The organism is Mycolicibacterium wolinskyi str. Jessa 2025, from assembly GCF_049241375.1.
GTDB classification, from domain to species: Bacteria; Actinomycetota; Actinomycetes; order Mycobacteriales; family Mycobacteriaceae; genus Mycobacterium; species Mycobacterium wolinskyi.
In genome coordinates this window covers 6,544,952-6,570,077 of record NZ_CP185960.1, presented here as the reverse complement: position 1 = coordinate 6,570,077, position 25,126 = coordinate 6,544,952, and the positions used below count along the sequence as shown (strand labels likewise).

Here is a 25,126-nt window from a genome sequence, read left to right as displayed (position 1 = left end):
CGCATGGTGGGACAGCGTTTATCGCAGCGCCGGGGTAGGGCCACGCCCGACGGGCCGTATGAGGGTGTGCCGGAACACCTCCCGAACGGACTGACGAATTGGATCAACAAGACTCTGCGGCCATACCAGGATGGTCAGATCAACGAACAAAAGGTGCTCGAGTTGGCCGGATTCATGCGCGCACCGGTAGAACCGGACTGGACGGCGGGGACGGTGCTGCAATTCCTCCTGGGTGATGCTCGCGCGGATGAGGATTACTTTCTTGATCTCATCGACGGCACGCTCCAGTTCGTGGGTGACAAGCACAACGGCGCGCGACTGGCTGCGCTGCTCGACGCTGGCGGCTCGGTCTGGACGGTCTCAGATGACTTCAAGTCATTGACAGGTGTCGTTGTGCAAGAAGTCCAAGCCGCTTACGAGTCAGCGACCTAGGTTGAGGATGAAGCCACACCAGAGTTGCGGGAGGCGTGGGCGAATGCATTCGGTCGTAACGGTGACCCGTCCGATGCCTGGGATCACGCCATCAAGGCGCTTGAGGACATCCTGATCCCAGTCGTCGTACCGAACCAAACGAAGCCGAACCTCGGCCACGTCCTAGGCCACCTGCGGAGTCAGGGCGCAGTATGGGAGATGACCTTGCCGCGGGCCGACCAGTCGAACGACGTTGGACCGCTCGTTACGATGCTTGAGCTGATCTGGCCGAACCACGACCGGCACGGCGGGACCGGGCCCAGGCGAACGCCATCCGAGCCGGAGGCCCGCGCCGTCGTGACGCTCGCGGCCATGATTGTGCAGTGGCACCGCGACGGCTGGGTCGTCCGAAAGCGATAGCGCGGCAATGTGATACCGGGGGCTCGGCTAGGGGTTCGGCGTCGGCCCCGCCTTCCACGCCAGCCACTTCGAGACCAGGTTGCGGATCCAAGTCTCGCCTTCGGCAAGCGTCATCGTCCTCCTTGGAGGCGTTGTGTTCGGCGACACTGCATGCCGAGCGTCGTCACCGCTGACGTCGGGCCGATTCGCGGAGCTTCTGAAAGCAGACTGCTGGTTCTCCGTAGCCCAGCCCATCCCGGCGATTGAGGATGGCTTCGCTGGGTCGTCGCGGACCAGCTCGTAGACCTTGAAGAGGTTGAACCAATCCAAGTCACCTGCCATGCGCGCCAACACCCTATCGACAGTCACGTCAGACGCGGCTAGGGCTAGGTGGGTCGGTGCTGGCGGCGGTGATGTCGGCAGAGGTTCTCCGTCCGGCCCCCTTACGACTGCCGAGGCCGAGATGCCTACGCGAAGCGTCAGCTGGAAAGCAGCCGGTTGGATGACTTCGCCGTCGTCGGTGGTGTACCTCCTGGCATACCTGACGGGTCGGAAGTCTGACGTCAGCGTGCGGGCTGAGCCATTGATCCGGTTGAGCAAAGCTTCGACAGTGACGTAGACGCGGTCAGCTTCATGCGCGCTGTTGAGTTCCATCGCGGTGAGGTAGTAGGTGCCACTCGCTTCGTCGCGCAAAACCCGCACGTCTCCGTCTGCGAAAAGTACGGCAAGCCGCTGGAGGTCGGGTTGCTCGCCATCGAGCCAGGCCTTGATGGGCATGCCCAGATGGTAAATCGGTATACGGGACCGTTACGGGACCGCCGCCCCGACCGGGCGGCTCCATCGGGGTAAAACCCGAGGTAGATGTGGAGCCGATGACGGGAATCGAACCCGCGTATTCAGCTTGGGAAGCTGATGTTCTGCCATTGAACTACATCGGCATGGTTGCCGACGAAGGATAGCAAGTCGGCGGACGGTGAGGGAACGCGGTGTGGCCTTCGAGCGTCGTGATTCTAAGAATTTGCCGGATAGTGCCATTGACCGATGGCATTGTAGCTGGCGAACACCATACCTGCCAGCGGGGGCCGGTTGGGATGGGCCGTCTTGGTGCGACGTTTACCGCCGCGAAACCTCGGGCAGCGGAACGTGATTGGCGGGCCCCGACGGGCACCTGTGAACTCTGAGAGTTCCGTAAAGCGGCACCCAATGGCTCTCAAAGACAGCCGTTAGCGTTTGACCGAGTTCTTCTCCATCCGGCGCGGGGTGGAGGCCGGGGGGATTCATCAGGCCTTACCAGTCGAGGGAGTTCAACTATGGACGTTGTGCTTGGCGTTGCCATGACATCGGTCGACGCCCGACTCGTTCTGGTGGAGGGCAGCCGCGGTGACGGAGCGATGCTCGACCACGATTCGTTCGACGCCTACGCCGGCGTGGGCGTCGGCGTGCCCGGGTTCAGCGAGCACGTCGTGAGCGCGATCCTCGGCACGTACGCCACCGTCGCGGCGTGCGGCCACACCGTCCGTCGGGTGGTGCTGACCTGGACCGATGTCGTCGCCACCGAGGCCGAGTTGGTCCTCGATGCACTCGACCAGCGCGGCATCACCGACATCGCCACGGTCACCGCGCCCGACGCCGTCGAGGCGGCCGCCGAGCATCTGGTGCGCTACGGCGGCGAGCGTTCGGTCGCGCTGTGCATCGTCGAACCCGACGCGACGATGCTGACCGTGCTGCATGGCGACGCGACGGGGATTCGCCAGATGCGCAGCCGCTGCCTCGGCGTGATCGACCAGCAGGCGGCCGTCCACGCGCTACGCCGGGCCTGTGACACCTTCTCCGAGCCGATTCAATCGGTCGTCCTCGGGGGCGCCGCCGCGGACCTGGGAAGCCTTGCCGCCGAGGTGAATTCGGAGACCTCGCTGCCCGTCACACTGTCCGACAACGCGGCGCTGGTGCTGGTGCGCGGAGCGTTGCTGTGTAGTGCGGACACCGCACTGCGCGAGCTCACCGAGGGCACGGCGGTGGTGGACGACACCGCCGAAGCAGACGTCGAGGAAGCCGAGACGCCGACGCTGTCGGTGTTCGTGCCCCGCTCCGCCAAGGTGGCGGCCGTGCCAGGCGTGGTCGACGAGGCAGAGGACGAAAACTCCTCGCCCAAAAGTGCTTTGCTGGTCCGCACATTGAGCGTCGTGCTCGTCGCGGGCGTGCTGGCCCTGACCGCCTCGGTGTTCTTCGCGATCAGGCAACACTTCTCGTCGGATGACGTCGAGCCGTCGGTGTCGACGCGTGCCGAGCCGGCCGACCCCCTGCCGCCCGCCCCGCCGGCTGACCAGAAACCGCCGGAGCTGATGGCACTCCCGGCACCTGCCCCGAATGCCATGCCAGCCGGCTTCCCACCGCCGCCGATGGCGCCTGCGCCACAGTTGCCTCAGCTGGCGCAGCTCGTGGCGGCCGCCGCTGCCCAGGTGCCGCAGTCCCCGGTGGTCGCGCAGTTGTCGCCCGACGCAATTGTCAAGGCGCTCAACGATCCGAAGGTGAGTGCGGCTGCCCTGCAAGTCGCGCAGCGAGTGCTGCCGCCGGCCTTGGAGGCTTATCAGCGGCCGATCACGGTGCCCAACACCGGCATCAACGCGCCTGCGCCGGCCGACCTCATCGCGCCGTATCGCGAGGGTTACGGCCACACCGGACCACATATCCCGGTGCCCGACTCGCCGCAGTACATCCCGCCGGGGCCGCCCCCGATACCGCCGCCGGGCTCGCCGCCGCCGGTCTTGCCGATTCCGCCGGGAATCTTGGCACCGCCGCCGCCCGGGGCTCCGCCGCCACCGCCGGTCCCCGGATTGCCGCCTTTACCGACGCCACCCCCGCCGGCAGTCTGATCGACGGGCGGGGGGCGGATAGTCTCGTCGGGTGCTGCTCTCCGATCGCGATATCCGGGCTGAGATCGCCGCGAAGCGCCTTGCCCTCGAGCCGTTCGACGACGCCATGGTGCAGCCGTCGAGCATCGACGTCCGACTCGACAGCCTGTTTCGGGTGTTCAACAACACCCGGTACACGCATATCGACCCGTCGATCCAGCAAGACGAGCTGACGAGCCTGGTCGAACCCGCCGAGGGCGAGCCCTTCGTACTGCATCCGGGCGAGTTCGTGCTGGGCTCGACACTGGAGCTGTGCACGCTGCCCGACGATCTCGCGGGCCGGCTCGAGGGAAAGTCGTCGCTGGGCCGTCTGGGTCTGTTGACGCATTCCACGGCCGGGTTCATCGATCCGGGGTTCTCCGGCCACATCACGCTGGAGTTGTCGAACGTCGCCAACCTGCCCATCACGCTGTGGCCGGGCATGAAGATCGGTCAGCTGTGCCTGCTGCGCCTCACGAGCCCGGCCGAGCACCCGTACGGCAGCGACAAGGTCGGCTCGAAATACCAGGGCCAGCGGGGGCCGACGCCGTCGCGCTCACATCTGAACTTCCTCAAGTCCTAGGTGGCGGGCCCGAGCGTGGGCCTTATGGACGGATTTCCGCGGATATGGGTGCGCAGGGCCCACGGTCGGCGGGTGTGAACTTTCGGTAATCCGCACGCAACACGAAACAATTCGGAAACACCTTTGCCGCGCGGTTGAAACGCGAGACCGACATTCTCGCCGAATGCAAGAGATCGATCCGGCCGCCACCGCCTGGCTGCTCGCGAGCACCGCGCTGGTTTTGCTGATGACCCCCGGCCTCGCCATCTTCTACGGCGGCATGGTCCGCACCACCGGCGTGCTCAACATGATCATGATGAGCTTCATCTCGATCCCGCTCGTCACGGTGGCGTGGCTGCTCGTCGGCTACACGCTCGCGTTCTCCGAGGACGCCGGTCGCGGCCTGATCGGCGGCCTCCACCACTTCGGGATGCTCGGCATCGATCCGACGACCGCGCGCGGCTCGGTCCCCGAACTGCTGTTCGCGACGTTCCAGTTGTCGTTCGCGATCATCACCGCCGCGCTGATCAGCGGAGCGATCGCCGACCGCGCGAGGTTTGCCGCGTGGATGGTGTTCGTCCCGGTGTGGGCGGTCGCGGTGTACGCCGTCGTCGCGCACTGGGTGTGGGGCCCCGGCGGCTGGCTGTTCGAGCTCGGCGTGCTCGATTACGCGGGCGGCCTGGTCGTCGAGATCGTGTCCGGCGCGTCCGCGCTCGCGCTGGCGCTGGTGCTCGGCCCGCGCATCGGCTTCAAGAAGGACGCGATGCGCCCGCACAACCTGCCGTTCGTGTTGCTCGGCGTGGGCTTGCTGTGGTTCGGCTGGTTCGGGTTCAACGCGGGCTCGGCCCTGGCCGCCAACGGCACCGCCGCGGCGATCTTCCTCAACACGCTCGTCGCCGGTTGCCTGGGCATGCTGGGCTGGCTCACCGTCGAACAGATCCGTGACGGCAAGCCCACGACGTTCGGCGCCGCCTCGGGCGTGGTCGCCGGCCTCGTCGCGATCACCCCGTCGTGCGGCACGGTCAACACCCTGGGCGCGGTCGTCGTCGGGCTGGCGGCCGGGATCGTGTGCTCCTTCGCGATCGGCCTGAAGTTCCGGTTCGGCTACGACGACTCGCTCGACGTGGTCGGCGTGCACTTCGTCGGCGGTGTGGTCGGGGTGCTGCTGATCGGATTCCTCGCGACCGAGGTGATGACCGCGGGCCCCGAAGGCCTGCTCTATGGCGGCGGACTGGCCCAGTTGGGTAAGCAGCTGCTGGCCGCGCTCGTCGTCGCCGTCTACGCCTTCGCGATGTCCTACGCGGTGGCCAAGGTGATCGACCGGTTCATGGGCTTTCGCGTCAGCGCCGAGGACGAAACCACGGGCGTCGACTTCACCCAGCACGCCGAGACCGCCTACGCCGAGGGCGTCCACGGCCACTCGCCGTTGCGCCGCCCCGGGCTCTTCGACGGCCCGCTGGGAGAACGGCCTAAATCACTGGAGGACGACCAGGCGGGATGAACCGGTGGACGCCTTTTGTCGTATTGCCGAGTAGGGTCTAACTACCGGCGTCGGCGGGCACCGTGCCGTCGCGGTCCGACCAGAACTACGCGCCATCAGCTAACGCGTTCGGTTGTAACGATCGAGCTGGTTGCGACGATGAAGGTTCTAGTTGTCGGCTCGTGTCACATGCGTGCCCAATGGCGACTTAGGCAGTGTAGCAAACGTTTTGGAGGACTTGGTGGACATCGTATTGGGTGTGTCGATGACACCTACGACGGTCCGCATGGTGCTGGTCGAGGGGGAGAAAGCCGACGGCGTCACGGTCGATCACGACGCTTTCGACGTCACCGCCGGCGATGGTTCGGCAACTTCGAGCGCGGCCGAACAGGTGGTGGCTGCCGTCCTCGGAACCCAAGAGAGCGCCGCTGCGGGCGGGCATCATCTGAAGTCGATCGGGGTCACGTGGAGTGACCACTCGGACGCGTCCGCGCTGCGCGACGCACTGACGGCCCACGGCATCGAAAACGTCATGCTGGTGTCGGAAGGCCATGCCGCCGCCGCACTCGCGCAGGCGGTCGGCCGTGCGGTCGGTTACGACACCACGGCGCTGATGTTCATCGACCGTGACACGGCGACGCTGTCTGTCGTCAAGACCGAGGACGGCTCGGTCGTCAAGGTGTTCGACCGCAGCCTGCACAGCTCCGACGCGATGGCCGTGCTGACTGAGATGGTCGCCGCGGTCGACGCGCAGGACGCCGCCCCGCAGGCGATGTTCGTCGTCGGTTCGGGCGTCGACGTCAGTTCGGTCAAGTCGCATCTGGAAAACCTGGTGTCGATGCCGGTGAGCGCGCCCGACGAGCCCGAGCTCGCGCTGGCCCGCGGCGCGGCGCTGGCGTCGGCCAACGCACCGGCGTTCGAGGCGTCCACGGTCGGGCTCGCGTACTCGCAGGATCCCGACGGTCCCACGGCGGGCAGCGCGTATGCGGGGCTGGCCGGGCTCGACACCCAGCTCGCGCCGCTCGGCGACTCCGCGGTCGACGACCTGGACCCCGCCGCGTTCGACGCGGTTCCGGCCGACGAGGGCCGCAAGCCGTTCCTGTTGGTCGGCAGCGCGCTGACGTCGGTGTTCGTCGTCGGCGTTGTCGCACTGGTCATTTCGCTGGCGGTGAGCATCCGCCCGACGGTCGATCAGCGCCCGGCGCCCGCGCAAGGTGCGGTGGTCCCGAGCGCGCCGGCGAAAGCCCCGGCGCCCGCACCGGTTCCCGAGGCCAAGCCGGTACAGCAGGCCCCGCCGCCCGCGCCGCCACCGGAGACCATCAAGGCCCCGGTGCCCGTGGTGCAGGAGGCGCCGCAGGCTCCGCCGCGCACGGTCTATGTCGAGGCACCGCAGGCGCCTGCTCCGGCCCCCGCGCCGGCAGCACCTGCCCCGGCTCCCGCTCCCGTGGCTCCGCCGCCTGCCCCGGCGCCGGTGGCGCCGGCCCCGGTGTTGCCCGCGCCGGCACCGATTTATCAACCGCCGGGCTACCGGCCGCCGGTCGTGGTCGTGCCACGCATCCCGTCGATCTTCCGTCCGCCGTGGGAACCGCAGCGTCCGCCGTATCAGGAGCCCGAGACCCCGCCGTGGCAGCCGCCATCGCATGAGGAGCCGGAGAGCCCGCAGTGGCCGTTCCCCGGTTCGGGTGGTGGCTCGGACGATGACGATTGGGGGCCGGGTTCCGGTTCCGGTAACGGCGGCTGGAATCCCGGCAGCGGTTCGGGTGGTGGCCGCGGTTCGGGCGGTGGCTCGGGTAGCTGGGATCCGGGTGACTCCGGCGGCTGGAACCCGGGCGGCGGTTCGGGTGGTGGCCGCGGTTCGTCGGGCGGTGACGGTGGCGGCATGTGGCCATTCCCGTTCGGCGGTGGGCACTAGCTTCGAACCGTCACCTGGCGTTGGTCTGCCGCTCAGTGTCGCGTAGCGGCTAGCTCATGGGGGCTGCCTATAGAGGCAGTATGCGATGCACCGTCTTCGGCACCGGCTATCTGGGCGCGACACATGCGGCAGGCATGGCCGAACTCGGCCATGAGGTGATCGGGGTCGACATCGACCCGGGCAAGGTCGCCAAGCTCGCCGCGGGCGATATCCCGTTCTACGAACCGGGCCTGCGGAAAGTGTTGAACGACAACCTCGCCGCGGGCCGGCTGCGGTTCACCACCGACTACGCCGAGGCCGCCGACTTCGCCGATGTGCATTTCCTCGGCGTTGGCACCCCGCAGAAGAAGGGCGAGTACGGCGCCGACCTTCGGCACGTGCACGCCGTCGTCGACGCGCTCGTACCGGCGCTGCGCCGGTCGGCCGTGATCGTCGGCAAGTCCACCGTGCCGGTCGGCACGGCCGCCGACCTGGCGGAGCGGGCCCGGCGGCTGGCCCCGGCCGATGTCGACGTCGAGGTGGCCTGGAATCCGGAGTTCCTTCGCGAAGGTTTCGCCGTGCACGACACGCTGCACCCGGACCGGATCGTTGTTGGGGTGCAGAAGGATTCAGGCCCGCACGCGAGGAGGACAAAAGACTCACGCGCCGAGGCGGCGGTACGCGAACTGTACGCACCGCTACTCGACGACGGCGTGCCGTTCCTGGTCACCGATCTGCAGACCGCCGAACTCGTCAAGGTTTCGGCGAACGCGTTTCTGGCCACCAAGATCTCGTTCATCAACGCGATCTCGGAGGTGTGCGAAGCCGCCGACGCCGACGTGACGCTGCTGGCCGACGCGCTCGGCTACGACCCGCGCATCGGCCGCCGCTTCCTCAACGCGGGCCTCGGCTTCGGCGGTGGCTGCCTGCCCAAGGACATTCGCGCATTCATGGCCCGCGCCGGCGAACTCGGCGCGAACCACGCGCTGACGTTCCTGCGGGAGGTCGACAGCATCAACATGCGCCGGCGCACGGCGATGGTCGAGCTGACCACGCGGGTCTGCGGCGGATCTCTGCTGGGCTCCAACATCGCCGTCCTCGGCGCGGCGTTCAAACCCGAATCAGACGACGTGCGCGACTCGCCCGCCCTCAACGTCGCGGGCATGCTGCAGCTCAACGGCGCCACGGTCAACGTCTACGACCCCAAGGCGATGGAGAATTCGCAGCGCGTGTTCCCGACGCTGAACTACTCCACGTCGGTCGTCGAGGCGTGTGACCGCGCCGACGCCGTCCTCGTGCTCACCGAGTGGGCCGAATTCGTCGATCTCGATCCCGCCGTCCTGGCCGATACCGTCCGCGCGAAAGTCATTGTGGACGGCCGTAACTGCCTCGATACGAAGCGCTGGGAGAGCGCGGGGTGGCGCGTGTATGCGCTCGGCCGCGCGGCCAACAGCCCTCTCCGCGAAGCCAACAGCACTGTTTGACACTTGTAGAACAGCTGGGCCGGTCGTAGGCTCGGCCACATGCGGGAACGGATCCGTTGGCTGGCCCTGCACGGGGTGGTACGCGGCTTGTCCGCGATCGGGATGCGGCACGGGGATCCGCAAGCCCGGCTGATCGCCGATCCGGTGGTCCGCGCCGACCCGGCCACGTTCGCCGATGAGCTGCGGGACCGTGGTCCGGTGATCCGATGCCGCGCAGTGCTGCTGACGTTCGACTACGGCGTCGCCAACGACCTGCTGCGCTCGGAGGAATTCCGGGTGAGCTCGCTCGGTTCGAACCTGCCGAAACCGCTGCGCTGGGTCATCGACAAGACCAGCACCGGAATGCTGCACCCGATCGAACCGCCGTCGCTGCTGTCGATCGAACCTCCCGAGCACACCCGGATGCGCAAGCTCGTGTCCTCGGTGTTCACCACACGGGCCGTGAAACGGCTGCGGGATCGGGTCGAGGAAACCGCGACCGAACTGCTCGACGGCCTCGGCAGCGATCCCGGCGCCGTCGATATCGTCGACCGCTACTGCTCGAAGCTGCCCGTCGCGGTGATCGGCGACATCCTCGGGGTGCCCGAGGTCGACCGGCCGCGCATCCTGCACTTCGGTGAGCTCGGGGCGCCCAGTCTCGACATCGGCCTGTCCTGGGCCCAGTATCAGCAGGTCAACGAGGGCATCGCCGGATTCGACAACTGGCTCGGCGGGCATCTGCGCGAGCTGCGCCGCAACCCGGGCGAGGACCTGATGAGCCAGATCATCACGGCCTCCGACGAGGGCGCGGCCGGCGAGCCGCTCACCGAACGCGAGATGAAGGCGCTGGCCGGCCTCGTGTTGGCGGCGGGCTTCGAGACGACGGTGAACCTGCTGGGCAACGGCATCCGCATGCTGCTCGAGCACCCCGAACACCTCGACACCCTGGCCGCGCGCCCGGATCTGTGGCCCACCGCCGTGGAAGAGATCCTGCGGCTCGACTCGCCCGTGCAGCTGAGCGCCCGGGTCGCCACCCGCGACACCGACGTGGCGGGCACGCGGGTGGAACGCGGCGAGCTGATCGTCATCCATCTGGCCGGGGCCAACCGAGATCCGAACGTGTTCACCGACCCGCACCGCTTCGACATCGAACGCGACAACGCCGGACGGCACCTGTCGTTCTCCGGCGGCAGGCACTTCTGTCTGGGCGCGGCGCTGGCCCGGGCCGAAGGTGAGGTTGGGCTGCGGGCGTTCTTCGAGCGGTATCCGGATGCGCGCCTGGCGGGCGACGGGGTCCGCCGTGACACCCGAGTGCTGCGCGGGTGGTCGACTCTGCCGATCGCGCTCGGGAAGGCGCGCGCGGCGGTAGGTTCGTGATGTGGATTTCCGAGCCGCGCTGCTCGACCAGACCCGTGCCTTCGGAGAGCTGATCGCCTCCGGCGATCCCGCAACGCCCGTTCCGACCTGCCCGGATTGGACGTTGAAACAGCTCTTCCGTCATGTGGGACGCGGAAACCGTTGGGCTGCACAAATAATCGCCGACCGCCGGTCTACTGAGCTGGATCCTCGCGACGTACGCGACGGCAAGCCACCCGACGATCTCGACGGCGCCATCGAATGGCTCAACTCGGGTGCCGCGTTGGTCGCCAAGGCCGTCGATCAGGTCGGCTCCGACGCGCGGGTGTGGACCTTTCTGGGGCCACGACCCGCGGGCTGGTGGATCCGGCGACGTCTGCACGAGGCGACAGTGCACCGGGCCGACGCCGCCATGGCGTTGGGTGTGGACTACGACCTGGACCCGGAACTCGCCGCCGACGCGATCAGCGAATGGCTCGAACGCGTGTGCATCGAGGCCAAGAAGTACCACCGGGTTCCGCTGGAGTCCGGGCAGAGCGTGCACCTGCACGCCACGGACGACGTACTCGGGCCCACGGGGGAGTGGACCGTCGTCAACGACGAGGACGGTGTGTGGTGGTCGCACGACCACGGCAAGGGCAGCGCCGCGGTGCGTGGATCGGCCAAAGACCTGCTGATGGTGACCACCCGGCGCCGCACCGCGGCCGATCTCGGCCTCGAAGTGTTCGGCGACACCGCCGTATGGGACGCATGGCTTGAGCGCACGCCGTTCTGAGTGGCGTACGTTTCGTTCATGACCACATCGGAGATCGCAACGGTTCTCGCCTGGCACGACGCGCTCAACGAGAAGGACTTCGACACCTTGATCTCGCTGTCGAGCGACGACATCGAGGTGGGCGACGAGGCCGGGGCCGCCCAGGGCCATGCGGCCCTGCGGGACTGGGCCGAATCCGTGGGCGCCAGCGCAGTGCCCGGCCGGATGTATGTGCACGACGGGATCGTCGTCGCCGAGCAGACCATCACGACCGCCGACGGTGAGACGATCACGTGCGCGTCGGCGTTCCGCGTCGTGCGCGACCACGTCACGTCGGTGTTCCGCCACGACACGCTGGCTTCCGCGCTCGCCGCGACCGATCTGACCGAGCAGGACCTCACCGGCTGATGCGTGGCATCATTCTGGCCGGCGGGTCGGGCACGCGGCTGTACCCGATCACGATGGGCGTCAGCAAGCAGTTGCTGCCGGTGTACGACAAGCCGATGATCTACTACCCGCTGTCCACGCTCATGATGGCGGGCATCCGCGACATCCAGGTGATCACCACCGCCGAGGATGCCCCGGCCTTCCGCCGGTTGCTCGGCGACGGTTCGGGTTTCGGCATCAACCTGAGCTATGCCGTCCAGGACCGCCCGGACGGTTTGGCGCAGGCGTTCGTGATCGGCGCCGACCACATCGGCACCGACAAGGTCGCGCTCGTGCTGGGCGACAACATCTTCTACGGGCCGGGCCTGGGCACGAGCCTGCGCCGGTTCCAGAATGTCAGCGGCGGAGCCATTTTCGCGTACTGGGTGGCCGATCCGACGGCCTACGGCGTGGTGGAGTTCAGTGCCGACGGCACCGCGTTGTCCCTCGAGGAGAAGCCCGCGACGCCCAAATCGCACTACGCCGTGCCCGGTCTGTACTTCTACGACAACGACGTCATCGAGATCGCGCGGTCACTGCGTCCGTCGGCCCGCGGCGAGTACGAGATCACCGAGATCAACCAGGCCTATCTCAACCAGGGCCGGCTCGCGGTCGAGGTGATGGCCCGCGGCACCGCGTGGCTGGACACCGGCACGTTCGACTCATTGCTCGACGCAAGCGATTACGTGCGCACGATCGAGCGCAGGCAGGGCCTCAAGATCAGCGTGCCCGAGGAGGTCGCCTGGCGCGTCGGGTTCATCGACGACGATCAGCTGGCGGCCCGAGCCAACACCTTGCTCAAATCGGGTTACGGCGCATACCTTTTGGAGCTGCTCGACCGCTGAGTCAGAGGAGGCCGGCGAGGATCTTGTCCAAGGTCACCGGCAGGTCGCGGACCCGCACACCGGTGGCGTGGTAGACGGCGTTGACCACGGCCGCCGCCGCGCCGACGATGCCGATCTCCCCGGCGCCCCGTGAGCCCATCGGGTTGAAGTGCTCCTCTGCCTCGTCGAGCCAGATGGCGTCGATGTCGGCCACATCGGCGTGGGCGCTGATGTGGTACGTCGCGAGATCCTGCGTGACGACGTGGCCGAAGCGCGGGTCACGGACACTCTCCTCGTGCAGTGCCATCGACAGGCCCATGGTCATCCCGCCGATCAGCTGCGAGCGCAGCGTGCGCGGGTTGATGGCACGGCCCACCGAGAACACCCCGAGCATCCGGGGTATGCGGATCTCGCCGGTGTCGGCGTTGACGTGGGCCTCGACGAAATGCGCGCCGAAGGACTGCACGGTGAACTTGTCGGCGTCGGGATTCTCCGGGGCCTGGGCCTCGGTCGTCGCGCCGAGGGCGGGCGGGTCCCCGTGATCGGCACGGAATTGCTTGGCCGCGGCCACGATCGCCGAACCCCAGGACGTGATACCCGATGAGCCACCCGCGACCGACGCCTCCGGCAGGGTCGAGTCACCGATCTGCAGGTCAACCGCGGCCAGGTCGCATCCCAACGCGTCGGCGGCGATCTGGCTCAGCGTCGTCCACGTGCCGGTGCCGATGTCGGCCGCCCCGATCTGCACCGTGTAGTGGCCTTCCGGCCCGTAGCTGATCCGTGCCGAGTTGCCGGGCATCGCCATGCCGGGATAGGTCGCGGCGGCCACGCCCGTCCCGGTGAACCATTGGCCGACACGGCTTTTCGCGGGCCGCGGATCGCGCGAGGCCCAGCCGAACCGGTCGGCGCCGGTTCTCAGGCACTCGACGAGGTGGCGGCCCGACCACGGTTTGCCGGACTCCGGATCGACGTCGGGTTCGTTGCGGATCCGCAGTTCGATCGGATCGACATCGCAGGCCACCGCGAGTTCGTCCATCGCGACCTCGGCGGCGTAGGTGCCGGGACATTCGCCCGGTGCGCGCATCCAGAACGGCACCGGCACGTCCAGTTCGGCCAGCCGGTGCGACGTCCGCCGGTTCGCCGACGCATACATCTTGCGCGTGGTCACCGCGGTCTGCTCGGCGAATTTCTTGACCGCCGAGGTCTGTTCGATCACGTCGTGCACGATCGCGGTGAGCCGCCCGCTGCGGTCGGCACCCAACCGCAGCCGCTGGATGGTGGGCGTGCGATAGCCGACGAGCGCGAACATCTGCTGACGCGTGAGCGCGAGCTTCACGGGACGGCCGCCGCTGCGTTGGGCGGCCATGACGGCCAGGACATCGTGTGCGTGCGGCGCACCCTTGGACCCGAACCCGCCGCCGACGTGTGGGGCGATCACCCGCATCTGCTCGGGTTCGAGTCCGAAGATCGGCGCGAGGGTCTTGCGCACCACGTGCACGCCCTGTGTGGAGTCGTACAGCGTCACGGCAGCCCGACCCTCGGATGCGGTCCACCGGGCGACACATGCGTGCGGTTCCATCGGGTTGTTGTGCTCGATGGGAGTTGTATACGTCTCGTCGACGGTCACCTCGGCGGCGGCCAGGGCGGCCTCGACGTCGCCGTCGTCGGTGTCGGGCGGATAGGACGGGTTGACCGATTCCGGCGTGTACAGGCGCGGGTGGTCGGCGGCCAGTTCGACATCGTGCGGTTCCTGCGCGTACTCAATCGCGACGAGAGCCGCGGCGTCCCTGGCGATCTCGGCGGTCTCGGCGACGACCCCGCCGATGAGCTGGCCGCGGAAGTGCACGTCGGCATCTTGCAGGATCGCGAGCTCGCCGTCGGAGGCGTCGGCCAGCTCAGGCGCGTCGAAGACCGTCAGCACGTCGAGCACGCCGTCGAGATCGCGGGCCGCGGTGGTGTCCATGGTGAGTACGCGGCCACGGGCGATGGTGGCCTGGATCGGATGCAGATACGCCGGGTGATCGACTTGTTGCTCGAATGCGTACGGCGCGGTGCCCGTGACCTTGGCGCGACCGTCCTTGCGGCCCACCGCATGTCCCATCACCTGCGGTTCGAGCAAGGTCATGGCCGCCTCCGTGCGGTCAGCATGCGCAACTGGGCGATCAACGTGCGGCGGGCGAGGTCGACCTTGAACTCGTTGCCCGGCTGCGGCTCTGCTTGCGCGAGTTCCGCATCGGCCGCGGCGGCGAAGACCTCGTCGGACGGCTGGTCGCCGATCAGCACCGCTTCGGCCTTACGCGCACGCCACGGCTTGTGCGCGACGCCGCCCAAAGCGATTCTGGCCGAACCGATCTGGAACGTGCTGGTGAACGACAGCTCGGCGGCCACCGAAACCAGGGCGAACGCATACGACGCCCGGTCGCGGACCTTGCGATAGTCCGAAACCGCGTCCGGTGGCGGAGCGGGCAACTCGACGGCCGTGATGAGCTCCCCGTGCTGCAGGACCGTGTCCCGGTGTGGTTCGTCACCGGGAAGCCGATAGAACTCGTCGAGCGCAATCCGCCGCTCGCCCTCGGTGTTTCGTACCACGACATGGGCGTCCAATGCGGACATCGCGACCGCCATGTCCGACGGATGCACGGCGATGCATTGCGGGGACGCGCCGAGGATCGCGTGGTAGCGGACATAGCCACCGAGCGCCGAGCAGCCGCTACCGGGTTCGCGTTTGTTGCACGGGGTGGTGACGTCCTGGAAATACACGCATCTGGTGCGCTGCAGCAGGTTACCGGCCGTGGTCGCGGAGTTCCGTAACTGGCCCGAAGCCCCGGATAGCAACGCGCGGGCCAGCATCGGGTAGTGCGAGCGGATCACCGGGTCGGCGGCCAGGTCGCTGTTGCGCACGTTCGCACCGATGCGCACGCCGCTGTCGGTGAGGACGGTCTCGGCCAGGTCGAGGTGGCTGACGTCGACCAGCAGATCCGGTTCGGCGACACCGAGTTTCATGTGGTCGACGAGGTTCGTGCCGCCCGCGAGAAACGCCGCGTCGGGATGTTCGGCCAGCGTGGCCACCGCGTCGGCGGGGCTGGTCGCCAGGTGGTAGTCAAAGGGTTTCACTGCGTGGCCGCCCGTTCGATCGCGGTGACGATGTTCGGGTACGCCGCACACCGGCAGAGGTTGCCGCTCATCCGTTCGCGGATCTCGTCGTCGGTGAGCACGGGTGTCACCTCGAGGTCGTCGGTCACGTAGCTCGGCGCGCCCGACTTGGCCTCGTCGAGCATCCCGACGGCCGAGCAGATCTGGCCGGGTGTGCAGTAACCGCACTGGAACGCGTCTTCGTCGTAGAAAGCCTGGGCGACCGGATGCAGTTCGTCGCCGTGTCCGAGACCGGCGGCCGTCGTGACGTGTGCACCGTCCGCGGCGACCGCGAACGTCAGGCACGTGGTGACGCGGCGGCCGTCGACCAGCACGGTGCACGATCCGCACTGGCCGTGGTCACAGCCCTTCTTCGGGGCTGTCGCGCCGAGTCTCTCGCGTAGGGCGTCCAGCAGCGTGACGCGGTTGTCGACGGTCAGGCGGTGGCTCGTGCCGTCGACCTCAAGGGTCACTTCAGTGCTGTGCGCGTGACGGGGCTGGCTCACGGTCGCCGGGTACCCGTGGCCCCGGTGACCAAACGTGGCGACTCAGCGGGCGGTGTGCTGCGGCGTGGCCAGCACGGCCGCGATCCCCGTCGTCAACGGCACCGACAGGGCCAGCGCGATGCCGCCCACCGCGGACCTGGCGATCTCGATGGCCACGCTCTCACTCGTCAACACATCGCCCAGCGACCGGTTGGCCACGCTGAACAACAACAACAGCGGCAGCGCGCTGCCGGCATAGGCCAGCACGAGGGTGTAGACCGTGCTCGCGATGTGGTCGCTGCCCACCCGCATGGCGCCGACGAAGACAGACCGCCGCGTACCGCCGTGCTCGGCGAGTTCGAAGACTGCCGAGGCCTGGGTGATCGTGACGTCGTTGAGCACACCGAGCGAGCCGATGATGAACCCGGCCAGCAGCAAGCCGGTGATCGACACGTTGCCCAGGTAGGTGGCGACGGCGTTGTTCTCCTCCTGCGACAGGCCCGTCAGATGGGCCAATTCGATTGCCGCCCAAGACAGTAACGCCGCAAGCAACAGTGAGGTCAGCGTGCCGAGCAGGGCCGCGCTGGTGCGCAGGCTCACGCCGTGGGCGAGATAGATGACCGCGTAGAGGATCACCGCCGACGCCACGAGCGACACCGGAACCGCCGAGGCGCCGTCGCGCAGGGCGGGCAGCAGAAACACCACGAGGACGACGAAGGCGACCACGATGCCGATCAGTGCGCGCAGCCCACGCCAGCGGGCCACCGCGACCACCACGATCGCGAACGCCACCGCGAGGCCGATGAGCGACCAGCTCCGCTCGTAGTCGTAGAACGAGTAGGTTGTCGCGCCGGTCGGGTCGACCTGGCGGGTGATCCTGATGTGCTCACCCACCAGAAGATTGGGCTGGCCCGGCCCGCCGCTGAACTCCAGCAGCGTGTTGGCGCCCTCGTTGGGGCCGGAATCGATCGAGATGATCGACTGCACGCAGCTGACATTGTCGCCCTCGGCGGGCTGCGGTACGGACGTCAACACCGTGCCGACCGACTGGTCACCGCAGCTCGCCGCCCGAGTGGCCACCACATGCCCGGCCTCGGTCGTCACGGCGCCGCCCTCGGCGTTCTGGAACGGCAGCGGGATGTCGACCTTCTGCTGGCTCGGCCACAGCAGAGCCGCTCCGGCGATCACGGCGACACCGATGGCGATCAGCAGCCCGACCACGATCTTGGCGGCCAGCGGGCCGAGGGGAGACGGGCCGCTCAGCGAATGCGAGTGGGAATGCGAATGCGCCACCCGGACAGGGTAGAGGGCACGGCTGGGACCCCCTGAACCGCCGAGACCACGGTTTCTGACGGATCTACGCCGAACCTGTCAGAAAGCGTGTTCTCGGCGCACCGGCCTACTGCCGGTAGCTCGCCAGGAAGTTGCCCAGCCGCTCGATCGCACTGGACAGGTCACGTGCCCACGGCAGCGTGACGATGCGCAGGTGATCCGGTGTCGGCCAGTTGAATCCGGTGCCCTGGGTCAGCAGGATCTTCTCCTGCAGCAGCAGGTCGAGCACGAGCTGCTCATCGTCGTGGATGTCGTGCACCTCGGGATCCAGCCGCGGGAACGCATACAGCGCACCGGCGGGCTTGACGCAGGACACGCCGGGGATCTCGTTGAGCTTCTCCCACGCCACGTCGCGCTGCTCGAGCAGCCGGCCGCCCGGCAGCACGAGGTCGTCGATGCTCTGATGTCCGCCGAGCGCGACCTGGATGGCGTGCTGTGCGGGCACATTCGGGCACAGCCGCATGTTGGCCAGCAGGCTGATGCCCTCGATGAAGCTGCTCGCGTGTTCTTTCGGGCCGGTGATGACGAGCCAGCCGGAGCGGTATCCGGCCACGCGGTAGGCCTTGGACAGGCCGTTGAAGGTCAGGGTCAGCACATCGGGGGCCACCGAGGCCAGGGCGATGTGCTTGGCGTCGTCGTAGAGGATCTTGTCGTAGATCTCGTCGGCGAGCAGCATCAGCTGATGCTTGCGGGCCAGATCGGCGATCTGCTCCAGGGTCTCGCGGCTGTACACCGCGCCCGTCGGGTTGTTCGGGTTGATCACGACGATCGCCTTGGTGCGTTCGGTGATCTTCGATTCCAGGTCGGCGACGTCGGGGTTCCAGCCCTGCGTCTCGTCGCACAGGTAATGCACCGGGGTGCCGCCGGCCAGCGAGGTCGACGCCGTCCACAGAGGGTAGTCCGGGGCCGGGATGAGCACCTGGTCGCCGTTGTCCAGCAGCGCCTGCAGGGTCATGGTGATGAGCTCGGAGACGCCGTTGCCCAGATAGACGTCGTCGACGTCGAACTTCGGGAAACCGTCGACGAGCTCGTAGCGGGTGAACACCGCGCGCCGGGCGCTGGGAATTCCCTTGGAGTCGGAGTAGCCCTGCGCGTACGGCAGGGCCTGGATCATGTCGCGCATGATCACGTCGGGGGCCTCGAAACCGAACGGCGCGGGGTTGCCGATGTTCAGCTTGAGGATGCGGTGCCCTTCAGCTTCCAGCCGTGAGGCGTGCTCGTGTACCGGCCCGCGGATCTCGTACAGGACGTCCTGCAGCTTCGTGGACTGGGCGAACGTACGCGGCTTCGGGTGGTGCCCGGTGGTGTGCCACGGCAACTGATGGGTAGTCACGTCCACCATGGTCTCATCACCGTCCACTGAATTTGAATTTGCCGATTGTTGAAGTGTCCATAACCACATTCCCCGGACCGCCGGGAATTGGCATACGAATTGATTCTGGGGTTTGCGTGCGAAGCGGCTGTGGATTGCCTTGACCGGTCAGCGCGCCTGTTCGGCGTTGCGCGACGATGGCTGCCAATCAGCAGATGGCCGACGATTTCCCCAGGCCAGGGGCGTCTGAGGGCATCGACCCGACGAACAGGATTGGAATTGCAATGACGAAATTCGCAGGGCTGCGCATCAATACGATCGCGGCGATATTCGGGGGTGGCGCCGTCGTTTCGATGGGTGTGATCGCCGCGGCGGTCGGTGGCGCACAAGCAGGCCCGCCCGTGGTGGCGTCCGGTGGGTCGATGACGATCGGCGAGACCACCACGGTGACCTACACCGGGACGGTCGCCCCCGTGGTGGCCAAGCCCGCCGTGAAGGCGCCGCCCTACGGCGGCGGCTAGCACGTCGGCCCGACATACAAGCGGGCGGCCACCTCCGACTCGGAAGTGGCCGCCCGCTTGCGTGCAGAGCTTGCTCAGCGCTTGCCGGGACGCTTCGCCCCCGGCTTGATGCCCAGGCCCACGACGGGCGGCTCGGGCTTGGCCGGTTCGGCTTCCGGTTCCGGAGCCTGCTCAGCGGCCGGTTCGGCAGCGGGTGCCGGTGCCGGTTCGGCAGCGGGCTGAGCCGGCGCGGCGGGAGCCGCCGGCTTGGCCTTCTTGGCGCCCGGACGGCGGGCACCGGCCGCGATGCCGAGGCCGACCACCGGAGGTTCGGGCTTGGCGGGCTCGGCCGGTGCCTCGGCGGCAGGCGCCTCGGCGGCGGGTGCGGCAGGAGCGGCCGCAGCGGCGGTCTTCTTGGCTCCGGGGCGACGCGCGCCCGCGGCCAAGCCCAGCCCCTTGACCGGGGCGGCCGGTGCTTCCGCGGCCGGTGCCTCGGTTTCGGGCGCGGTTGCCGGGGCCGCGGACGCGGCAGGAGCGGCCTTCTTGGCGCCGGGGCGCTTGGCCCCGCCTGCGATGCCCAGGCCCTTGACGGGTGCCGCCGGTGCGGCTGGAGCCTCGGTCGAAGGCGCTTCGGCCGCGGGTGCGGCTGCGGTCTTCTTCGCGCCGGGACGCTTGGCGCCGCCGGCCATACCCAGACCCTTGACCGGAGCCGCGGCCGGTGCGGCCGATGCCTCGGCGGCCGGCGCGGCCTTCTTGGCGCCAGGACGCTTGGCGGCGCCCGCCATGCCCAGACCCGTGACCGGTTTGGCTTCCGCGGTGGTCGCGGCCGGCGCCTCTTGCGGCGCGGCTTCCTCCTCGACCGCGGGTGCGGCAGCGGCTTCGGCCTTCGCCTCGGCTTCGGCTCGGGCCTCCGCCCGCTTCTCGGATTCCTTTGCCGCCGTGCCCTTTTCGGGCAGTGTGATGGTGCTCTTGTCGAGCGAGTTCAGCAGCAGCTGGGCCACGTCGAGCACTTCGGCCTTCTCGACGTTGCGGGCCGCGGCGACATCGTCGACACCGTCGGTGATCATCACGCGGCAGAACGGGCAGCCGGTCGCGATGGTCGATGCGGTGTCCATCGCCTCTTCGGTGCGCTCGACGTTGACGCGCTTGCCGATGTGTTCTTCCATCCACATCCGCGCGCCACCGGCACCGCAGCACAGGCCGCGGTCGGCGTGGCGGGGCATCTCCTTGAGCGTCACGCCCGAGGCCTCGACCAGCTCACGCGGAGCCTCGTAGACCTTGTTGTGGCGGCCCAGGAAGCACGGGTCGTGGTAGGTGACCTCGGGTCCGCCGGTGGACTTGACCGGCACCAGCTTCTTGTCGCGGACCAGCCGGTTGAGCAGCTGCGTGTGGTGCACGACGGTGTAGTTGGCGCCCAGCTGCGGATACTCGCGGCCGATCGTGTTGAAGCAGTGCGGGCAGGTCACGATGATCTTGCGATCGACCGTCTCGACGCCTTCGAACAGCTCGTTGATGGTCTCGACGTTCTGCGCGGCCAGCTGCTGGAACAGGAACTCGTTGCCGGAGCGGCGGGCCGAGTCACCCGTACAGGTCTCACCGGTACCCAGCACCAGGAACTTCACGCCCGAGGCTGCCAGGAGTTCGGCGACGGCCTTGGTGGTCTTCTTGGCCCGGTCCTCGTAGGCGCCGGCGCAGCCGACCCAGAACAGGTACTCGAAGCCGTCGAACGAATCCACGTCCTCGCCGTAGACCGGGACGTCGAAGTCGACCTCGTCGATCCAGTTGGTGCGGTCCTTGGCGTTCTGGCCCCAGGGGTTGCCCTTGGTCTCCAGGTTCTTGAACAGCACGCCGAGCTCGCCGGGGAACTCCGATTCGACCATGACCTGGTAGCGGCGCATGTCGACGATGTGGTCGATGTGCTCGATGTCGACCGGGCACTGCTCGACGCACGCGCCGCAGTTGGTGCAGGACCACAGCACGTCGGGGTCGATGACGCCGCCCTGCTCCAGGGTGCCGACAAGCGGGCGCAGCGCCTGCTCGGGACCCGAGCCCATGATGCGTTCGAAGCCGGACTCGGGAACGTGGGCGTGTGCGTGCTCTTCGTCGTGCTTCTCGCCGCCCACCTTTTCGCCCAGCCCGCCCTCGGGCGTGCTCTCCAGCGGCGACGGCTTCTCGCCGAGGATGTAGGGCGCTTTGGCGAACATGTGGTCGCGCAGGTTCATGATCACGAGCTTGGGCGACAGCGGCTTGCCGGTGTTCCACGCCGGGCACTGCGACTGGCAGCGGCCACATTCGGTACATGTCGTGAAGTCGAGGTAGCCCTTCCAGGTGAAGTCCTCGATCTTGCCGCGGCCGAACACCGCGTCCTCGGCGGGATCTTCGAAGTCGATCTTCTCGCCCTTGTGCTCCATCGGCAGCAGCGGGCCGAGGCCGTCGGGCAGGCGCTTGAAGGTGACGTTGATCGGGGCCAGGCCGATGTGCAGGTGCTTGGAGTGCAGCACGATCAGCAGGAAGGCCAGCATGACGCCGAGGTGGGCCAGCAGCGCGATCGTCTCCAGCCACACGTTGGCGGTGTGTCCGAGCGGCGCCAGCAGCGCGGCCATGCCGTCGGAGAAGAACGCGCCGGACTGGTACGGGAAGTCCTCACCCAGCACGTTGACGGCTGCGCCGCGGAACACCGCGTAGGTCGCGATGACCAGGAAGATCATGAACAGGATCAGCCAGGCGCCACCGGTGTGCGAGCCGTAGAACCGCGACTCGCGACCGAGCTGCTCGGGGTTCTTGCGGATACGGATGATCGAGAACACGATGATGCCCGCGAGCACCGCGACGGCGAAGAAGTCCTGCAGGAAGCCCAACACCGGCCAGCGGCCCACCAGCGGGATGTGGAACTCGGGATCGAACAGCACGCCGTAGGCCTCGAGGTACACCGTGGCGAGGACGAAGAAGCCCCACATGGTGAAGAAGTGCGCGATGCCGGGGATCGACCACTTGAGGAGCTTCGACTGGGCGAAGACTTCCTTGTTCTGGTTCAAGAAGCGCTGGACGAGGTGGTCCTTGCGTCCGCGCTCGTCGCCGACCGTTTGCCCGGAGTTGATCAGCTTGGTGAGCCACAGGATGCGCTTGGCGGCGAACACCAGCACGACGAGCGTGGCGAGCACACCGAGAATCAGCCGCGACAGAACGAGCGTGTGTTCGAGACTCTCCACCGAAACGCCTCCATTTCGCGTGTTACCGGTCGGTAACTTGAGCATGGTTACCCGTGGGTAACTTAGCTTCCTTCAGCTCATAGTGACATTTGAGAGTTTCCTCCCGCTACCGAGGCTTACCTAACTTGGAGGCCACTGTGGGATAGCTCTCACCGCATCGACGGAGGCCAACGGCCGCCTGCGATGGTCCTGGCAAATAGTCGCTAGGGCTTCGGAGCGAGCATCGCGCGCAGCATCGACAGCATCTCCGAACGCGATTCCGCGCCCAGCCGCCGGCGGATCCGCGCCACGTGATGCTCGACGGTCTTCGCTGAGATGAACAACTGGCTGCCGATGTCGCGGTAAGGCATCCCGAGCAGTAGCAGCTCGGCGACCTCGCGTTCGCGATCGGACAGCCGGGCCGGCCCCGAGCTGGAATGTTGGGCGGCCGGGGTGTGCGCGGCGATCGGTGCGGGCGCGTCATCGACGGCGCTCGTCTGCTTGAGATCCCTCGCCAGTTGCAGCATGGCCTGAGACACCCGCGGGTCGGGCGTCTGCAGCGCGGCCTGGCTGGCCAGGCGGGTTCCGTCCCAGGTCAACCCGTACTGGGACAACCCGCGTGCCGCCGCGGTGACCTCATCGGTGTCGACGTGGTTGGCCAGCACCCGCAGCCAGATACGTCCCGCATTGGCCAGCGCCCTGGCGAATGCACTCTGGCCCGCCGCCGCCGTCAAGGCCTGGCCGTGCGGCGCGACCGCCGCCGGGGAATTGGCCAAGATCCCGGCATGCACACCGGCCCAATGCAACGGCACCGACCACAAGACCGGCTGGCCCAACGCATCCAACAGGCTGAACGCCTCGGTCAGTGTGTGCTGCAGCCGGTCGATCTGGCGCATCCGGGCGCCCGCCACCCACAGCTCGCCGAGCGGCAGCAGTGAATAGAGGTCGATCGAGTACTCGGCAAGCACCTCCATGGCGGCATACCAGTGCTTCTGCACGGCGCCGCTGTCCCCGCTGCGCCGCGCGATCGCGGTGCGCAGCGCGGCCGCCCACAGTGCGTCGCGCCGGTGCAGGGCGGGCCCGGCCTCGACCGCGGACACATCGGCGGCGGCCGCGGCCAACTGGCCGTCCTGCATCTTGACCCAGCCGAGCAGTAGCCGATGCCGGTACGCGGTGAACGCGGCAGCGCCGTCATCACCGGCGCGCACGGCCCGGCCGATCACGCTGCGGGCCCGGACCGGGTCGCCGCCGTGCAGCGCCGCGAGGGTGACGAGGGCGGCCGGGGTGTCGGGTGCGACGCCGACGGTCTGGTGCTCGGTCGTGACGGCCTGCCCCAGTCTCGCGATGGTCACCGCGAACGGCTGGTCGAGGGACATCAGCAACCCGTCGGCCAGGTTGCGGGCGGCGCGCGCGGTCGACGTCGGAGGTCCGGCGAGTTCGGCACTGAGCGCGGTGCGCGCGGCGGCGCCATCACCCACCGCCAACTGCACGACCGCCCCGGCCGAACTGATCGCGGCATCCGGATACGGCCCGAGCCACCGGAACAGATCGGCGGCCTGGGCCGCGCTTCCGTCGTGCACCGCGATACTGGCCGCGATGCGCACGGCCGCCGCGCGCTCGGCCGGATCGTCGGAGCTGAGCAGTTCATCGGCCATGCGCCCGGCGGTGCCGCAGTCGCCGGCCAGGGCGAGTGCATCGGCCAACGGCGTGGTCTGCGCGGCCGATCCCGCTTGCACCGCGGCCCGGTACAGACGCGCCGCCCGCGCCGGCTGACCCTGTGCGTGCGTGGCGTGGTCGGACAGCGCCTCGGCCAGGCGATCGTCGCGCAGTCCGTGTTCGGCGAGGCGCACCGCGAGTTCTGCCGACAGTGTGGACAGTTCCAGCTGCGAGCTCAGCAGCGCCGACTCGATCTCGTGATGCCTTGCGGCGCCGGCGATCTGGGCGATGCAGTCGTGCACCAGCCGCAGGAACCTGCGGTCGTGCGAAGGCTCGACGAGGCCGCCGGCGCGGGCCCGGTCCACCAAGGTCAACGCGTCGGGGCCGGTCAGCCGCAGCGCCGCGGCGACGTCGTCGGGTCCCAGTTCCAGGCTCAGCGACGTGATGAGCAGGGTGTCGCGCGTCTGCTCGTCCACCCGGCGGAGCCGCTCGATCAATGCGAACCGGGCGGCCTCGTCGGGACGGGTGGCCGCACCGGCCGCAGCCCGGACCAGAAACGGCAGGCCCGCGGTCGCGATCATTACCGACCGGACCGTCTCGGGCGGTGCGGGCGCTCCGAGCGCTGCCGTGATGATCCGGTTCACCTCGGCGGCGGGCAACGCGCCCAACGTCACCACCGGGTTCTCCCGCTCCAGTGCGGTCACCAGCGCGCGCAGTGCCTGCCGATGCGCGAGCGGTTCGGCCGCCACCACCACCGTGGCCCCGGGATGTGCGACCTGTTCGGTGAGACAGTCGATTTCGGAATCGTCGAGCAGGTGCGCATCATCGACGACGAACGCCACGTCGGGTGCGTCGGTGGTCCGCGACGGCCTGGTGAGGACGGTGCGCCCGGCCTCGCGGAACGCGGCCCGGATGGCTGCGAGCGCGGTGCTCTTGCCCGTCCCGATTCCCCCGGACACCAACAGCTTCGCCGGCTCGGTCGGCGCGTCGAGCAGTCGGCCGGCGGCCTCGCGGACGGCCGGCGGCAGATCCGTGAGGCGTTCCGGCGCCGGGTTCGACATGCC

At 68.3% G+C, this 25,126-nt stretch carries 19 protein-coding genes and 1 tRNA gene; 11 read left to right on the top strand and 9 right to left on the bottom strand.

Annotation, left to right across the window (positions count from 1 at the left end; translation table 11 throughout):
• Positions 1 to 3: 3 nt before the first annotated feature.
• Positions 4 to 432, top strand: a complete 429-nt coding sequence (locus ACOI2T_RS32625) for a hypothetical protein (protein ID WP_409504261.1) — start codon at positions 4 to 6, stop codon at positions 430 to 432.
• A gap of 426 nt (positions 433 to 858) precedes the next feature.
• On the opposite strand, the gene ACOI2T_RS32620 is transcribed toward ACOI2T_RS32625, so the two are convergent.
• Both ACOI2T_RS32620 and ACOI2T_RS32615 read right to left on the bottom strand, forming a co-directional pair.
• Positions 859 to 1,587, bottom strand: a complete 729-nt coding sequence (locus ACOI2T_RS32620) for a hypothetical protein (RefSeq protein WP_409504262.1) — start codon at positions 1,585 to 1,587, stop codon at positions 859 to 861.
• A gap of 87 nt (positions 1,588 to 1,674) precedes the next feature.
• A tRNA-Gly gene (locus ACOI2T_RS32615) sits at positions 1,675 to 1,748 on the bottom strand.
• Between the two features lie 372 nt (positions 1,749 to 2,120).
• Here ACOI2T_RS32615 and ACOI2T_RS32610 point away from each other — a divergent pair.
• The 9 genes from ACOI2T_RS32610 (at position 2,121) to rfbA (ending at position 12,478) form a co-directional block, all read left to right on the top strand.
• Positions 2,121 to 3,683, top strand: a complete 1,563-nt coding sequence (locus tag ACOI2T_RS32610) for a DUF7159 family protein (protein ID WP_409504274.1) — start codon at positions 2,121 to 2,123, stop codon at positions 3,681 to 3,683.
• 31 nt (positions 3,684 to 3,714) lie between these two features.
• Positions 3,715 to 4,284: a dCTP deaminase gene (gene dcd / locus ACOI2T_RS32605; protein WP_067853131.1), complete on the top strand. Its 570-nt coding sequence runs from the start codon at positions 3,715 to 3,717 to the stop codon at positions 4,282 to 4,284.
• A 163-nt stretch (positions 4,285 to 4,447) separates the two neighbouring features.
• Positions 4,448 to 5,764, top strand: coding sequence for an ammonium transporter (locus ACOI2T_RS32600; RefSeq protein ID WP_409504275.1), 1,317 nt, complete (start codon positions 4,448 to 4,450; stop codon positions 5,762 to 5,764).
• 220 nt (positions 5,765 to 5,984) lie between these two features.
• Entirely contained in the window at positions 5,985 to 7,655 is a 1,671-nt protein-coding gene (locus ACOI2T_RS32595) for a DUF7159 family protein (RefSeq protein ID WP_409504276.1), read from the top strand.
• 80 nt (positions 7,656 to 7,735) lie between these two features.
• Positions 7,736 to 9,118, top strand: a complete 1,383-nt coding sequence (locus tag ACOI2T_RS32590; RefSeq protein WP_409504277.1) for a UDP-glucose dehydrogenase family protein — start codon at positions 7,736 to 7,738, stop codon at positions 9,116 to 9,118.
• Between the two features lie 39 nt (positions 9,119 to 9,157).
• On the top strand, positions 9,158 to 10,474 hold the full coding sequence (locus ACOI2T_RS32585; RefSeq protein ID WP_409504278.1) for a cytochrome P450: 1,317 nt from the start codon (positions 9,158 to 9,160) through the stop codon (positions 10,472 to 10,474).
• Position 10,475: 1 nt separating this feature from the next.
• On the top strand, positions 10,476 to 11,228 hold the full coding sequence (locus ACOI2T_RS32580) for a maleylpyruvate isomerase family mycothiol-dependent enzyme (RefSeq protein WP_067853146.1): 753 nt from the start codon (positions 10,476 to 10,478) through the stop codon (positions 11,226 to 11,228).
• A gap of 18 nt (positions 11,229 to 11,246) precedes the next feature.
• Complete coding sequence (locus ACOI2T_RS32575) at positions 11,247 to 11,615, top strand: nuclear transport factor 2 family protein (RefSeq protein WP_409504279.1); 369 nt, start codon at positions 11,247 to 11,249, stop codon at positions 11,613 to 11,615.
• A complete protein-coding gene (rfbA, locus tag ACOI2T_RS32570; RefSeq protein ID WP_409504280.1) occupies positions 11,615 to 12,478 on the top strand; it encodes a glucose-1-phosphate thymidylyltransferase RfbA in 864 nt (287 codons plus the stop codon). The genes ACOI2T_RS32575 and rfbA overlap by 1 nt, the downstream gene beginning before the upstream one ends.
• Before the next feature lies 1 nt (position 12,479).
• Here rfbA and ACOI2T_RS32565 read toward each other — a convergent pair whose 3' ends face one another.
• The 5 genes from ACOI2T_RS32565 to ACOI2T_RS32545 form a co-directional block, all read right to left on the bottom strand.
• Positions 12,480 to 14,582, bottom strand: coding sequence for a xanthine dehydrogenase family protein molybdopterin-binding subunit (locus ACOI2T_RS32565; RefSeq protein WP_409504281.1), 2,103 nt, complete (start codon positions 14,580 to 14,582; stop codon positions 12,480 to 12,482).
• Positions 14,579 to 15,571 carry an FAD binding domain-containing protein gene (locus ACOI2T_RS32560; protein ID WP_409504282.1) on the bottom strand — a complete coding sequence of 331 codons (993 nt, stop codon included), beginning with the start codon at positions 15,569 to 15,571 and terminating at the stop codon, positions 14,579 to 14,581. The genes ACOI2T_RS32565 and ACOI2T_RS32560 overlap by 4 nt, the downstream gene beginning before the upstream one ends.
• Positions 15,568 to 16,095, bottom strand: coding sequence for a 2Fe-2S iron-sulfur cluster-binding protein (locus ACOI2T_RS32555; RefSeq protein WP_085145397.1), 528 nt, complete (start codon positions 16,093 to 16,095; stop codon positions 15,568 to 15,570). Before ACOI2T_RS32555 ends, ACOI2T_RS32560 begins: the two co-directional genes overlap by 4 nt.
• Positions 16,096 to 16,137: 42 nt before the next feature.
• Positions 16,138 to 17,367 carry a YibE/F family protein gene (locus tag ACOI2T_RS32550; RefSeq protein ID WP_409504283.1) on the bottom strand — a complete coding sequence of 410 codons (1,230 nt, stop codon included), beginning with the start codon at positions 17,365 to 17,367 and terminating at the stop codon, positions 16,138 to 16,140.
• A 106-nt stretch (positions 17,368 to 17,473) separates the two neighbouring features.
• Complete coding sequence (locus ACOI2T_RS32545; protein WP_067853401.1) at positions 17,474 to 18,748, bottom strand: pyridoxal phosphate-dependent aminotransferase; 1,275 nt, start codon at positions 18,746 to 18,748, stop codon at positions 17,474 to 17,476.
• Between the two features lie 254 nt (positions 18,749 to 19,002).
• Between ACOI2T_RS32545 and ACOI2T_RS32540 the strand changes: the two genes are divergently transcribed.
• Positions 19,003 to 19,239 carry a hypothetical protein gene (locus tag ACOI2T_RS32540; RefSeq protein ID WP_085145399.1) on the top strand — a complete coding sequence of 79 codons (237 nt, stop codon included), beginning with the start codon at positions 19,003 to 19,005 and terminating at the stop codon, positions 19,237 to 19,239.
• Between the two features lie 74 nt (positions 19,240 to 19,313).
• Here the strand turns inward: ACOI2T_RS32540 and ACOI2T_RS32535 are convergent, their stop codons facing one another.
• Both ACOI2T_RS32535 and iniR read right to left on the bottom strand, forming a co-directional pair.
• Positions 19,314 to 22,427 (bottom strand): heterodisulfide reductase-related iron-sulfur binding cluster, encoded by a 3,114-nt coding sequence (locus ACOI2T_RS32535; protein WP_409504284.1) that lies wholly within the window; start codon positions 22,425 to 22,427, stop codon positions 19,314 to 19,316.
• A 203-nt stretch (positions 22,428 to 22,630) separates the two neighbouring features.
• Positions 22,631 to 25,123 (bottom strand): isoniazid response ATPase/transcriptional regulator IniR, encoded by a 2,493-nt coding sequence (iniR, locus tag ACOI2T_RS32530; RefSeq protein WP_409504285.1) that lies wholly within the window; start codon positions 25,121 to 25,123, stop codon positions 22,631 to 22,633.
• Positions 25,124 to 25,126 lie beyond the last annotated feature (3 nt).